Origin of the sequence: Parafrankia colletiae, from assembly GCF_001854655.1 — a bacterium.
Taxonomy (GTDB): Bacteria; Actinomycetota; Actinomycetes; order Frankiales; family Frankiaceae; genus Parafrankia; species Parafrankia colletiae.
Window position 1 is genome coordinate 54,890 of sequence record NZ_MBLM01000144.1, and the last position, 12,979, is coordinate 67,868.

10 protein-coding genes and 3 pseudogenes are annotated in these 12,979 nt (G+C 70.4%); 9 read left to right on the plus strand and 4 right to left on the minus strand.

Translation table 11 applies throughout. From position 1 onward, the window contains the following. Positions 1–111: 111 nt before the first annotated feature. The 3 genes from CC117_RS25465 to CC117_RS25475 all read left to right on the plus strand — a co-directional run bounded on the left by CC117_RS25465 (position 112) and on the right by CC117_RS25475 (position 2,965). Entirely contained in the window at positions 112–414 is a 303-nt protein-coding gene (locus tag CC117_RS25465) for a hypothetical protein (protein WP_084132771.1), read from the plus strand. Between the two features lie 165 nt (positions 415–579). Further along, on the plus strand, positions 580–1,830 hold the full coding sequence (locus tag CC117_RS25470) for a malic enzyme-like protein (RefSeq protein WP_241830414.1): 1,251 nt from the start codon (positions 580–582) through the stop codon (positions 1,828–1,830). 250 nt (positions 1,831–2,080) lie between these two features. Beyond that, complete coding sequence (locus tag CC117_RS25475) at positions 2,081–2,965, plus strand: sulfite exporter TauE/SafE family protein (RefSeq protein ID WP_071088440.1); 885 nt, start codon at positions 2,081–2,083, stop codon at positions 2,963–2,965. Between the two features lie 21 nt (positions 2,966–2,986). Here the strand turns inward: CC117_RS25475 and CC117_RS25480 are convergent, their stop codons facing one another. Then, complete coding sequence (locus tag CC117_RS25480) at positions 2,987–3,472, minus strand: MarR family winged helix-turn-helix transcriptional regulator (protein WP_071088442.1); 486 nt, start codon at positions 3,470–3,472, stop codon at positions 2,987–2,989. Positions 3,473–3,651: 179 nt separating this feature from the next. Between CC117_RS25480 and CC117_RS25485 the strand changes: the two genes are divergently transcribed. Next, on the plus strand, positions 3,652–5,520 hold the full coding sequence (locus tag CC117_RS25485) for a DEAD/DEAH box helicase (protein WP_071088444.1): 1,869 nt from the start codon (positions 3,652–3,654) through the stop codon (positions 5,518–5,520). Further along, complete coding sequence (locus CC117_RS25490; RefSeq protein ID WP_241830415.1) at positions 5,517–6,080, plus strand: SWIM zinc finger family protein; 564 nt, start codon at positions 5,517–5,519, stop codon at positions 6,078–6,080. Before CC117_RS25485 ends, CC117_RS25490 begins: the two co-directional genes overlap by 4 nt. A 123-nt stretch (positions 6,081–6,203) precedes the next feature. On the opposite strand, the gene CC117_RS25495 is transcribed toward CC117_RS25490, so the two are convergent. Then, the gene (locus tag CC117_RS25495) at positions 6,204–7,124 is read right to left on the minus strand and encodes an NADP-dependent oxidoreductase (protein WP_071088446.1); all 921 of its coding nucleotides are present in this window, start codon (positions 7,122–7,124) and stop codon (positions 6,204–6,206) included. An 88-nt stretch (positions 7,125–7,212) separates the two neighbouring features. Here CC117_RS25495 and CC117_RS25500 point away from each other — a divergent pair, with 88 nt between their 5' ends. The 3 genes from CC117_RS25500 (at position 7,213) to CC117_RS25510 (ending at position 10,771) form a co-directional block, all read left to right on the plus strand. Further along, positions 7,213–8,151, plus strand: a complete 939-nt coding sequence (locus CC117_RS25500) for an AraC family transcriptional regulator (RefSeq protein ID WP_071088448.1) — start codon at positions 7,213–7,215, stop codon at positions 8,149–8,151. A 280-nt stretch (positions 8,152–8,431) separates the two neighbouring features. Continuing rightward, positions 8,432–9,508 (plus strand): alanine racemase, encoded by a 1,077-nt coding sequence (locus CC117_RS25505; RefSeq protein ID WP_071088450.1) that lies wholly within the window; start codon positions 8,432–8,434, stop codon positions 9,506–9,508. 798 nt (positions 9,509–10,306) lie between these two features. Next, a complete protein-coding gene (locus CC117_RS25510) occupies positions 10,307–10,771 on the plus strand; it encodes a universal stress protein (RefSeq protein WP_071088452.1) in 465 nt (154 codons plus the stop codon). A 37-nt stretch (positions 10,772–10,808) separates the two neighbouring features. Here the strand turns inward: CC117_RS25510 and CC117_RS35285 are convergent. Then, positions 10,809–11,925 (minus strand): annotated as a pseudogene (locus CC117_RS35285) (RNA-guided endonuclease InsQ/TnpB family protein). A 16-nt stretch (positions 11,926–11,941) separates the two neighbouring features. On the opposite strand from CC117_RS35285, the pseudogene tnpA reads away from it, so the two are divergent. Further along, a pseudogene (gene tnpA, locus CC117_RS25520) lies at positions 11,942–12,356 on the plus strand (IS200/IS605 family transposase). Positions 12,357–12,443: 87 nt separating this feature from the next. On the opposite strand, the pseudogene CC117_RS35290 reads toward tnpA, so the two are convergent. Further along, positions 12,444–12,645: pseudogene (locus CC117_RS35290) on the minus strand (DDE-type integrase/transposase/recombinase); the annotation flags it as partial. Positions 12,646–12,979 lie beyond the last annotated feature (334 nt).

The following is a 12,979-nucleotide window of genomic DNA, read 5'->3' on the forward strand; positions in this document are numbered from 1 at the left end:
GCTTCGACGAACGGCGGTCCGCCTGACGGCGAATCGCCTACCCCTGACCCGCTCCGCGGGAAACCGGATTCCTCCCCGGCCTGAAGGCCGGCGTCTCCTCCGGAGGCAGAGATGACGAGCTGGAGGCCGGCGCTGCCCGGACCGGGCGGGGGACGCTGGTGGAAGGTGCTGGGGCTGGCGAGTGTCGTCGGCGTCGCCGCGGGTGGCGCGGCGCTGGCACGATCCGAGCGCGCCCGCCGGGCCTACACCCCGGACGAGGTCCGGGCACGGCTGATCTCGCGGCACGCCGAGGCATCGGACGAACAGGCAGACGAACAGGCATCGAACGGGCCAGCATCGGACGGGCCAGCGCCGAGCGACCAGGGGTCGGCGAGGCCGGCGGGGTCGGCGGCGGGCCTGCAGGATCGTCCTTAGCGCGGGTTCGGGGTGCGGCCGGGTTGCCGGCTTGGTAATTTTTCAGGTGGCAAGATGGTGACCTGTGGGGTTGGCCGGGTGGGCGGATTCCCGGTGAGCGCGAGGTGGTCGAGCCCGTGAGTCGTTCGTACCGGCGCTGTGCCGGCCCGCCGCGGGGTGGCCGCCGTGCCCTCTGAAGCCGCCGGTGTGCGCGGGACGAGCGCCGCCTTCAGCGTCACGGTCCTGGTGCCCGGCCGAGTGCGGGCCGACATCGACGCCGTGATCGCCTCCGCCCCCGGGGTCGTGGTCTGCTACGCGGACGAGGCCGACGAGGCCGACGCCCGCGACCAGCGCCGCATCACCCTCGACGCAGACAGCGGCTCGACGCTGGCCTGGCTGACCAGCGCCCTGCGGGCACGGCTCGGCGCCGACCTGCTGCAGACCGAGGATCCCGTCTTCACCGTCGCGTCGACCGGCAAGCTCACCCAGTCGCTGTGCGCGTCGGTCACCACCGGCCACGACCTGGCCCTCTTCGACGCCGAGGCGGACCGCCGGGTCATCCGGTACCTCTCCGTCCACCCGAACCACACCGACCGGGTGACGGGACGACCCCGCCGGATCGCCCTGCTGACGGACGCGAGCGCCGTCCTCGACTTCGAGCCGCTCGCAGCCGAGGCGGCCCTGCCCGCGGTCGAGTCGCAGGCCGCACACCTGCACCGGGCGACGGGCCTCGATGTCATCCCGATGCCGGTCGACGCGCACGAACCGGCCGACCTCGCCCGGCTTGTCGGCATGCTCGCCCCCGGCTTCGCCGCGATGGTGCTGGTACACACGCACGTCCGGAGGATCGACGCGGTGCGTGCGGCGATGCTCGCCGCGGCGCGGCCGACGTCCCCCCTGCTGCTGGACTCGATCAACGACGGCCTGGCGGTCGCGGCGACCGCGGCGATCCTCAACCACCTGCGGGCGCACGGCATCGAGCCGGCCCGGGCCCGGGTCGCCATCGTCGACCCCGGTCGGGGCGGCGACCTCGCCGGCCTGGTGGTCGGCGCCGGCGTCCGGCAGGTGACGCTCTACGACCCGGTGCTGTACGGGGTGCAGCCGCTGCACGGGCTCGCCGCGGACCTCGACCTGATCGTGGACCTGATCGGCCTCGCCCGGCCGCCGGACGGCGTCGCCGTGCTGCGGACCCGCCCGGAGCTCCCGCCGCCGCTGGACTCGGCGAGCCTCGGCCCCCGCCCGCTCCACGCCCTGCCCGGCCTGCTGCAGGCGGCGGTGACGATGCGCCGGCCGATCACCCCGGCGGCACGGCTCGCCGCCGTGCGTGCACTGACCATGCAGACCCCGCCCGGGATGCTGCTGCCCCCGCTGGACCTGCCCCGGCTCACCCCCGCCGTCGCGGCTGCGGCCGTAGAGGCACTCTCCGCGCGGGAGTAGGGCCCGGCTGGCGGCGGGGAAACGTTTCCCGCTATTTTCGGCTGATGTCGCCGAGCCCGGAGGAGTATTTTTCCCGGCCAATCCGGCGCTTTTCGTGCGGGTTCCTCGGCCGTACCGGGAAGGTCTTCGGTAAAAGCGGAGAAAAGCGGGTTTCCGGATCCGAATGCGCGGAGATGTCCGCGCAGTTCCGTCGGGCCGGCGGCACCACTCGCCTCCGCTCCGTGTCAGCGGCTGACGCCCCTCCCGTGCGATGACGATCGTTCTGCTCGGCTTCGTCGCAGGCTTCCTCATCGCCGCGGTCACCGCGCCGGTCGGGGTGTCCGGCGCGGTGTTCATGCTGCCGGTTCAGCTCGACGTGCTGCACACCCCGAATCCCGCCGTGACCCCGACCAACCTGCTGTTCAACGTGGTCGCCACCCCCGGCGCGCTGCTCCGCTACCGGGCGCGTGGGCAGGGCGCCGGGCCGCTCGCCCGCAGGCTCGTCGCCGGCACCCTGCCCGGGGTGGTGCTCGGGGCCGTCCTGCGCGTGCATGTCGTGCCCGGCGCCCGCCTGTTCCGCCTCCTGCTCGGGCTCTTCCTGCTCCCGCTCGGCGTCTGGCTCCTCCTGAGCACCGCGCGCGCTCGCCGGCAGGCCACCACGGCGGTGTGCGGCAGCGACTGCCGGAGCGGGGCCACGTGCGGGAGCGCGGGCGAGAACGCGTGTGGGAGCGGGAACGGAAGCGCCAGTACGGTGGGAGGGAAGGCGCCGGCGCCCGGGYCCGCGCCACGCACCATCACCGCGCTGGCCGTGGCTGTCGGGCTTGTCGGCGGCGTCTACGGCATCGGTGGCGGTTCCCTCCTGAGCCCGATCCTGGTCGGTCGGGGCCTGCCGGTCGCCACCGTCGCACCCGCCGCCCTCACGGCCACGTTCACCACCTCGGTCGTCGGTGCGGTCACCTACGCCCTGCTCGCGATGACCGCCCCCGGCAGCATCGCGCCGCACTGGGCGGTGGGGCTGGCCAGCGGCCTGGGTGGGCTCGCAGGCGCCTACCTCGGCGCCCACCTGCAGCACCGCGTCCCCGACACCGCGCTGCGCCTCCTGCTCGGCGGCCTTGCCGTCGCCCTCTCGATCGTGCACCTCCTCCAGGCGACCTGAGCGGAGTCGGGGCATTCGGAGTCAGGGCATGGAGCGCAGCTGGCGGACCTCGGCGATCGCGCTGAGGCGGAACACCTCGACGAACCGCAGGAGGGTGTGCAGTTCGTCGTCGTTGAAGGCGGCCAGGTCCTCGCGGGTCCGGGCGGTCAACCCAGCGTAGTAGGCGTTGATCCGGTCGAGGCCCTCGTCGGTCGGCTCGATGATGATCCGGCGCCGACTCCCCGGGTCCGGAACCCGGCGCACGCAGCCGGCTGCGGCGAGCCGGTCGATCATGCGGGACGCGGAGCCGGGCGTCAGGCCCACACGCTCGGCCAGTGCACTGGCCGTGGTCGGACCGTCCTGCTGCAACGCGTGGAGGCAGTGGAAGTCCGTCACGACCACCCCCATCCGGGTGGCGATCAGGCTGTTGAGCTGGATGAGGTGGGTGATCCAGTCCGGCAGCGCTTCGATGACCTGTGCCGTCAACGACTGGCTGGTGTCCGGCGAGTTCTGTTCGTTCGTGGTCATGGGGCCCAGCCGATCGACCGAGTAGTATTGTGTCGCGCAATGGTTGTGGTACACAACAGTTGTGTGGCGCGATCTAGATGATACGAGCAGGTGGGGAGTCTGGTCGAACGGCATCTCACGGATGCCTGCTCCCACGGCCAGTGCACATCCGATGTCCCGACGACGGTCTGAGGTGCTCGATGACTGAGAAGCCCAGCCGGCTGCAGGCCACCTTCGTCCCCGCGGAGGACGCGATCGCCTGGTGGGGTGTGGCCGAGCTGGACGACGCGATACGCGAGCAGGGGCTGCCCGCGGGCCGCCCGGGCGTCTGTCGCCTGGCCGTGGCCAGGGGTGACGAGGTCCGGCCGGCGAACGTGCCCGTACGGTTCGCCGATCTGGACGCCGCCCGGCACGGGCTCCTGACGCTTGATCCGCGAGCCGAGGTCGGCGCCTCCGTACGAGCGTGGCGCGACGCCGCGCGGCTGCTGGACGGCGACAACCCCGAAAGCGGGGACGAGGCGTTCGGGGCCCTGGGCCTGCGGATGCCGCCGGCCGCCCACGCGGTGCTCGACGCCGACGGCACCGCCATCGCCGCCGCCCCCACGCTGCTGGCGCAGTTCCGTCAGGCGGTGGCCACCCGCGTCCTGCTGCGCGGCGCGGCCGTCACCGCCGAGCTGCGGCCCTACCAGGCGCACGGCGTGGCCTGGCTCAACGCACGCCCTGGTCTCGGGCACGGCGGGATCCTGGCTGACGAGATGGGTCTCGGCAAGACGCTGCAGGCGATCTGCATGCTGGCCACCCGCCAGTCGGAGAAGCCACACCTGGTGGTCTGCCCGACCTCACTGATCGGCAACTGGCGGCGCGAGCTGGCGCGGTTCACACCCACCACCCCAGTGATCATCTATCGCGGCGCCAGCCGGGCGCTGCCGGCGACCTACCCACCCGGCACCGTCGTCATCACCAGCTACCCGGTGCTGCGTAAGGACGAGCCGCTGGCCGCCACGGCCTGGGACGTCGTGGTCCTGGACGAGGCACAGCAGATCAAGAACCCGGACGCCCTTGCCAGCAGAGCCGCCGCACAGCTGTCCGCCACCGTGCGGATCGCGATGACCGGCACCCCGGTGGAGAACCGGCTCGACGAGCTGTGGTCCATCCTCAACGTGACCAGTCCCGGTCTGCTGGGCACCCGTGGCCGGTTCCGGCAGCGGTTCGTCGCGTCGATCGAGCAACGCCGATCCGCGACCGCCGCGGCCGCGCTCACCCGGATGGTCACACCACACCTGCTGCGCCGCACCAAGGCCGACGTCGCCGCCGATCTGCCACCCAAGCTGTACTCCACGATCGTCTGCACGATGGCCGACGAACAGGCCCGCCTCTACCGGGAAGCCGTCGACAGGGCGTTCACCGCCGGTCTCGGCGCCGGCATCGAGCGCAGCGGCCGGGTACTCGCCCTGCTCACCGCGCTCAAACAGATCTGCAACCATCCCGCCCAGTACCTGCGGGAGGACACCGCCGCGCCCGGCCTGTCCGGCAAGTTCGACCGGGCGACCGAGATGCTGACCGAGGTCGTCGAGCAGGACGACCGCGTGCTCGTGTTCACCCAGTACCGCGCGATGGGCGAGCTGCTCTCGAAGCACCTGGGCACGGTGCTCGGCGTCGGCCCGGTCCCGTTCCTGCATGGCGGCCTCGCCACCGAGCGCCGTGACCAGCTCGTCCACGCGTTCCAGGAGGACGACGACGCACCGCCCGTCCTGCTGTTGAGCCTTCGCGCCGCCGGCTTCGGGCTCAACCTGACCCGCGCCTCCCATGTCCTGCACTACGACCGCTGGTGGAACCCGGCGGTGGAGGAGCAGGCGACCGACCGGGCGCACCGGATCGGTCAGCTGCGGACGCTCAACGTCCACACGCTCGTCACCGGCGGCACGATCGAGGACCACATCGCGCAGATGCACGAGAACAAGCGGGGCGTCGCCGAGATCGTCTCCGGCGACACCCAGGCCGCACTGGCCAGGATGTCCGACGACGACCTCCACGCGGTCCTGGACCTGGGCCAGGGGGCGCTCGCATGATGCCACCGGAGTTCGGCGCCACGCCCTGGGGTCGCGCCTGGGTCCGCACCGTCGAGTCGACATCGATGGCGCGGCCCAACCCGCTGCTACCCAGGGCACGCACCCTCGCGCGGAACACCACCACCGTCGTGGTTGCCGGCGTCGGCCACGTCGAGGCCGAGGTCACCGTGTCCGGGCAGGTGCGCCGGGTCCGAATCGACCTGCCACTCTGGCCCGACGAGACGCAGGCCGAGGCAGGGCGTCTGATCGCCAGGGCCATGGCCGAACACCGTGGGCTGGTCGCCGGAGACCTGCCCGACACCCTCGAGGCGGACCTCACCCAGCACGCGATCAGCATTGCCGTCCCCCCGGAAGCGCAGCAAGGCGAATGCACCTGCCGGGCCCGCACACGACCATGCGTGCACATCCTCGCCACGATCTACGCGCTGGCCCAACTCGTCGACGAACGCCCGGCGTTGGCGGTCGAGCTGCGATCCACCCCCACGAAGGCCACCGTCACCGCGGACCCGGGCTGGGTCGCGCTGTCCGACCTCGACCCGGCCGGCTTCTACGGAGACTGACCCGCTGGCGCCGGCTCTGGGGGTGCCGACGATGCCGCGCCGTGCTGACGTCCTGGTTCCTGGTCTCTCGGGACAGCACCGACATCGCCTCAAAAGGGCAGGGACGGTCGCTCAGGGGTTTCCTCACGGAACAATTATGATCTTGCCTCGGGTGCGGTTGGACTCGGCGTCGCGGTGTACCGCGGCGAGGTCGGCGAGGGGGCGGGACGCGGCGATGTCGATGTGGACCACGCCGGTGTCGACGAGTGTGACGAGTGCGGCGAGCTGGCTGGTGTCATTGCGCGCCACGAAGTTCCTCGCTGTCACGGGGATGCTGGTGGGCGGTTCGATCGGGGTGGTGATGGAGACGAACATGCCGCCGGGGCGAAGCAATGGGACCAGTGCGTCGGCCTGCTGCGGGGTGATCGCGGCGAGGTTGAGTACCGTGTCGATCCGCTCATCCAGGTGATCGGCAACGGGTGAGGCGGTGTAGTCGATGATCTGGTCGGCGCCCAGGCGACCGACCGCCACGGCACTGCGTGGGCTTGCTGTGGCTAACACGTGTGCTCCTGCGTGCTTGGCGAACTGGACTGCGAACCCGCCGACCCCACCGCCGGCGCCGTTCACAAGGACCCGCTGCCCGGCTGTCACGTGGGCGTGCTCAAAAACCGCCTGCCAGGCGGTGAGACCGGCGACCGGGATGGCCGCGGCGTGGGTGAGTGGGGATGAGGTCGGTGCCAGTACCAGTGCGTCGGCTGCGGCAACGGCGTATTCGGCCGCGGCGCCGCTGTCGAGAAGTCCGATGACCCGATCATGGACGGTGAACGTACGGACGTTGCTGCCGACCTCGACGACCGTGCCGGCGACGTCCCAGCCGAGGGTATGCGGCAGCTCCAGTGGAAAGGTGGAGCGCAGCAGCCCGGAACGCAGCCCGATCTCGGATGGGTTGAAGGAGGTCGCGGCGACGCGAATCAGCACCTCGCCCAGTCCGGGAACGGGGCGCGGAACATCTTCGTAGCGGATGACGGACGCATCTCCGTACTCGTGAATGCGGATCGCTCGCATACGTCGAACCTAGGACGAAAAAACGAGCCGGCCCATGCGTAGGAGTGCCTGATTCATACTCGAGCGTCTCGCCGGCAATACTGCACAGATGGATGTGCTCAGCGACGTGATCGCGGTCATGCGCACCGGTCGTCCGCGTTCGGCGCGGGTGACCTGGCACGCCCCCTGGGCGCAACGGTTCGGGTCCGTGCCCGGCTCCGTCGGCTTCCAGGTGATCATGCAGGGGCCGTGCTGGCTTGTCGCGCCGGACGCTGGCCCTGTGGCGTTGGCCGCCGGAGACGTGGTGTTCCGGCCGCACGGGCGCGGGCACACCCTGGCGGACAGCCTGACGACCTCACCGGCTGCGGCCCCCTGCGATCCGAGCGACCCGCGGCTTCTCGAGAGCCACATCACGGACACCGTCGGCGCCCCCGCCGGTATGACTGTCCCCGCCGCGGTGACGCTCTGCGGCGCCTACCAGGTCGATCCGACCCGGGCCCATCCGCTTCTGCGTGATCTGCCGGAACTCGTGCACCTCCCTGCACATCTCACGCGGCACCCCGAACTACACGCCACCGTCGATGCGCTCGCCACCGAACTGGAGTACCCCCGTCCCGGCAGAGACGCCATCGTCCCCGCGCTGCTCGACACCCTGCTGGTCCACATCCTGCGAACCTGGTTCGACGAGCGGCCCACAAGCGGGCCCGCCACCGGCTGGGCGGCTGCACTCAGCGACCCGGCGACCAGCCTCGCACTACAGGCCATACACCGCGACCCGGCGCGGCCCTGGACGGTCGCGGCGCTGGCCGCCGAGGCAGGACTGTCCCGGGCGCCCTTCGCCCGGCGCTTCACCTCCCTTGTCGGACAGCCGCCGCTGCAATACCTGACCTGGTGGCGGATGACCACCGCCGCCCGGCTGCTGCGAGAGTCCAACGCGTCGCTGAGCACCGTCGCTGCCCGGGTCGGCTACACGTCGGAATTTTCCTTCGCCAGCGCTTTCAAACGCCGCTACGGGACCGCGCCCGGCAAGTACCGCCACGGCGAATAGCGGAAGTGCCTCCTGGTACGAGTCGCCATCCCGGGCTCACCTGAGATTTTCGGGTTCAAAGGACAGGGCATGGCCGATGCGGAATCCGGCTACCGCCCGTGCAGCCGGATCGGATGGCTCGAACGCGCCCACCAGGCGGTAGCCCTCGGGCCGCTGGACGCGGGCTCCCGACCGGCTCCTGCCGCGCGGAGCACCTGAGCCCTGGCCGGGATGCCGTCGGCATCGGATCGATACGACGGAAGATGATCCCAGGACGGCCACGGCGGACTGCGAGGCAACCTTGATCCTTTCTGTGCCGGCCGGGGTCGGTACCCCGGCCCTCGTTGTCGATCTCGATGTCGTCGAGGACAACATCGACCGGATGGCCCGGGTCGCCGCGGTGGGAGAGTTCGCGGTGCGACCCCACGCCAAGACCCACAAGGCCCCGCAGTTCGCCGACCTGCAACGCGCGGCAGGCGCCACCGGCCTCACCGTGGCCACCATCAGCGAGGCCGAGATCTTCGCTGACGCCGGGTTCGACGACCTGTTCATCGCCTACCCCCTGTGGCTCGATCTGGACAGGACCGACCGACTGCGGCGGCTGGCCGATCGAGCGCGGATCGCGGTCGGCGTCGACTCCGTCCCGGCCGCACGTCGCCTCGGTGAGGCGAATCTGCCCGTCGATGTGATGATCGAGGTGGACAGCGGCCATCACCGCAGTGGCGTGGCACCCGGCGGCGCCGTCGGACCGGCCCTCGCCGCGGCCGAAGCCGGCCTGTGGGTTCGAGGCCTGTTCACCTTCCCTGGCCACGCCTACCACCCCGACGCCCGACTGCGGGCGGCGCGTGACGAGGAGACCGCACTGGCTGTCGCCGCCGACGCCCTCCGTGCCGTAGGTCTGCATCCCACGGTGCTCAGCGGCGGCTCGACACCAAGCGTGGCGTACTCACGGCCGGGCACGGTCACCGAACTGCGCCCCGGGGTGTACGTGTTCAACGACGCGCAGCAGCTGGCGCTCGGTTCCTGCACCACAGACCAGATCGCGCTCGCCGCCGCGACGACAGTGGTGAGCGCGCCCACGCCCGACCGGTTCGTACTCGACGCCGGCAGCAAGGTCCTTGGTGCCGATCGTCCGGCATGGACGCCCGGCTTCGGCTTTCTGCCGGAGTTTCCCGAGGCGGTTGTGACCTCCCTGTCCGAACACCATGCCGTGGTCGCCGCCCCGCCGGGCTGCCCTGTTCCCAGGATCGGGGAGACGACTCTCATCGTGCCCAACCACGTCTGTTCTGCCGTGAACCTGGCCGACCACCTCGTGGTCACCCGCGGCGGCAAGACGGTCACCCACTGGCCGGTCAGCGCCCGCGGCGCCAATCTCTGACCGGGTCAGCCTCGCACCAGCAACAGGTGGAGGTGCCGTGCGCCCTTGCGCGGCCAGGGGTTCCGGGGTAGCCCTCCGGGTGTCCGTCTGGCGGAGGAGACCAGCGGTGCCGCATCCGGTTCCCCGCGGCCGTCGGCGACTCATCCCCTGAAATGAACCCTTGCAGGGCAGCTGGGCCAGCGCGTTGACCTCGGCGTGCGCGATCCGCGTGTTGGCGAGCTGGTTAGGGACCTGGATGTCCTCATGGCGAGTGCTGCGGGCCTGCCCGACCGGCTCACTGGAACTGTCCACGACGACCGCGCCGACCGGGAGGCTACCGGCTCGGTATGCCTCCCATGCCAGGGGCATCACCAGCCGCCATGGAAACTCCATTTGATCAGGATGGCCTGGCGGCAGTTCTTTCAGGGCTACTTCCGACGCTCCGACACGGCGAACGGGCGGCCGACGCCTCGACGGCTTTCTGGTCGCCGGCCCATCCGGCGATGTACGCCGAGTAGCCGAAGCTGTCCAGGCCGGCGACGGAGGTGACGATGCAGGCCACGGACCCGGGCCTCCACCTCGCGCACTCGTCCGGGCATCTCGGGTCGATGGCTCATGATCACATGGGCTGCGTTCGACCGTGTGGCTGTGACAGACCTTGACGGCCCAGTGGGCGGCGATGTTTCGTCTCGTACCCCGCGGCTGGGTGGAGTGGATCGCCTGGCAGCCAGCGAGGACAAGCAGCTACGCCAGGTCGTTGACAGGGCGAATGTGGCCTGACACGGCACTAACCGGGCCGCTGGCGGAAACCCTGTGGGTATGCAGCACATCGTTGCCGGGGTCGACACCCGGGAAGCAGCTCCCGCCGCCCTGGCCCGGGCGGCTGACCTCTCGCGGCGGCTGGGCGCGGAACTCGATGTCGTCCACGTCCAAACCCTCAGCCGCGGCGGGATCCGCGCGATGGTCTCCACGGTGCCCGGGCGGCACCTGTCCGAGCGGTTCCTCAGGGCTGACCAGGATGCCCGGACCAGGGAGGTCCGCACGCTGGTGGAACGGACACTGGCGAGCAGCGACGTGCCCTGGCGGTTGCACGTCCTGGCCGGGGATCCCGCGGCGCACCTGCTCGCCGTGGCCGACAGCGTCGACGCCTACGCGATCGTCATCGGGACCCGGCACGGCGGCGGGGTCGTCCTGGAGCGGCTGCTGACCGGCTCGGTCTCCCATCGGGTGGTCAACTGGGCGAAGCGGCCCGTTCTGGTCGTTCCGACAGACCTGGACGATTGACATCCTCTCTGCCCTGAAGGGCGGAAATTCCAGCCTGCTACACCGCTGTGGGTGTGAGCTTCTGGCGGGTTCCCGCTTCGCGGCGCGATGCCGGCACGGGTGCCGGTCTGACTCGCGCTCCACGGGCGTTTACGGTCTCCGCCTGTCCGGCGGCGACCTTGCGACCTTCTGTGCGAATGTTCCGGGCCGAACCGATCCATCCTGGCGAACGTCCGGCCATACCGGGCCGCCTGTACTCCAGCATCGCCACGAACTGGGACCAGCCCGCGTCGTGTACCGACCGGGCCAGCCGGGTCCGGCCAAGACCGGCCACACAGATCCTCGACGTACACCGCTTGGTTCTCGCGGATGATCGCCGTGGAGAGCTGGTGCTGCCAGTCCCGCCGGGAATCGGCCACCCGGGCGTGAGCCCGTGCGACCTTGACGACGGCCCTTTTCCGGTTGGCGCTGCCCTTCTCCATGCGGGACAGATCCTTCTGCAATCGGCGGAGCCTGCGGTGCGCGCGGCGCAGGAACTTCGGCGACGTGACCTTCGTGCCGTCCGAGAGGACCGCGAAGTGCGTCAGTCCCAGATCGATGCCCACCTCGGACTCGACCGGCGGCAACACGTCGTCCGTCGTCTCGACGACGAACGACGCGAAGTACCGGCCCGCCGCATCCCGGACCACGGTCACCGACGACGGTGCGGCGGGCAGGTCCCGCGACCAGCGAACCGCCACGTCCCCGATCTTCGGCAGACGCAGCTTCCGCCCGGCCGTGACCACGAACCGGGCGTTCTTCGTGAACCGGATCGCCTGCCGGTTGTCCTTCCGCGACCGGAACCGGAGCGGGAAGACCTTCCGGCCCTTCCGCTTCCCGGACAGCGAGGAGAAGAAGTTCCGGTACGCCGTGTTCAGATCCGCCAGGGCCTGTTGCAGCACCACGGCCGATACCTCGCCGAGCCAGGCCCGTTCCCCGGTACGCTTCGCCTCGGTGATGACCCGCCGGGACATCTCCCCGTCGGAGACGTACCGCAGCCCGTCCACGCGGGCGTCCTGTCTCAGCCTCAGCGCGTCGTTGAACACGACCCGGCCACAGCCGAACGCCCGTGCCAACGCCGCCACCTGACCCGGCGACGGGTCCAGACGGTAGTTGTACCGAAGCTGTACGATCACAGCCTGGCATTGGTTTATGGCCCAGGATCTCAACGTTCGCACTGGCAGGAATTGCATTTTCGCGCTCCACGCCCACTTGGTTTTCATAACCAAGTTCCGGCACCGTGTTCCAGGACCGGCACCTGACTCGCCTGGAAGAGATTATGCAGGCGGTGTGCGCCGACTTCGACGTCGAACTGGTCGAGTTCAACGGCGAGGGCGACCACGTCCACCTGATCGTCAACTTCCCGCCCAAGGTCGCCCTGTCGAAGCTCGTCAACAGCCTCAAGGGCGTCTCGTCCCGACGGATGCGCCAAAAGTTCCCCGACCTCGTCCGCCACTACTACCGGGCCAACAAGCTGTGGTCAGGCTCCTACTTCGCCGGCTCCGTCGGCGGCGCCCCGATCATCGTTCTGCGGCAATACATCGAGCAACAGCCCCGTCCCAGCTAAGCCAGGCCTACTGCACGCTCGGGCGCTGAGCGCCCTCCCGCGCGGGCCTTCACCCCCGGTCTGAAGGCCGGAGCACTGGCCCGCATTTCGGTAGCAGAACCGCCGTGCCGCGGCCAGGTCACGATGGTCGCAGGCCAGCACGTCGACGACCTGCCCGAACTGGTCGATCGCCCGGTACGCGTCGGTCCACCGGCCGGCGACCTTCACCTACGTCTCATCGACGAACCATCCCGGGCGAGTGCCGGCAGGGCCGGGCGGCGTCGACGAGTAGCGGGGTGAACCTCTGCACRCCACAGGTGCGCGAACTTCACTTTTCGCACAGATCCCCGCCTGGGTGTCAGCGAGCGGATCGTGGGTGTCGGTGGAGTCGCGCCTGCCTGATCGCTTGCCGGCGGGCGTTGACCTGACGAGATCCGCACCGGGACGGGGCCGCGTTTTCGCCGTTGACAGCCACAGGCGCTCGGCAAGTAAGCCGTAAGCCTCCACCGAGCCGTCCTGTCACGAGATGATGACCGAGTGTGGTGTCTTAGAGCGTGTCTCACGTCGAGTGCGGGAGTTTCTTCCAGCAGGTGATCGCGGCGGCGAGGCAGAGGAAGCCGAGGAAGTTCCGGCCGTTGCGTTCG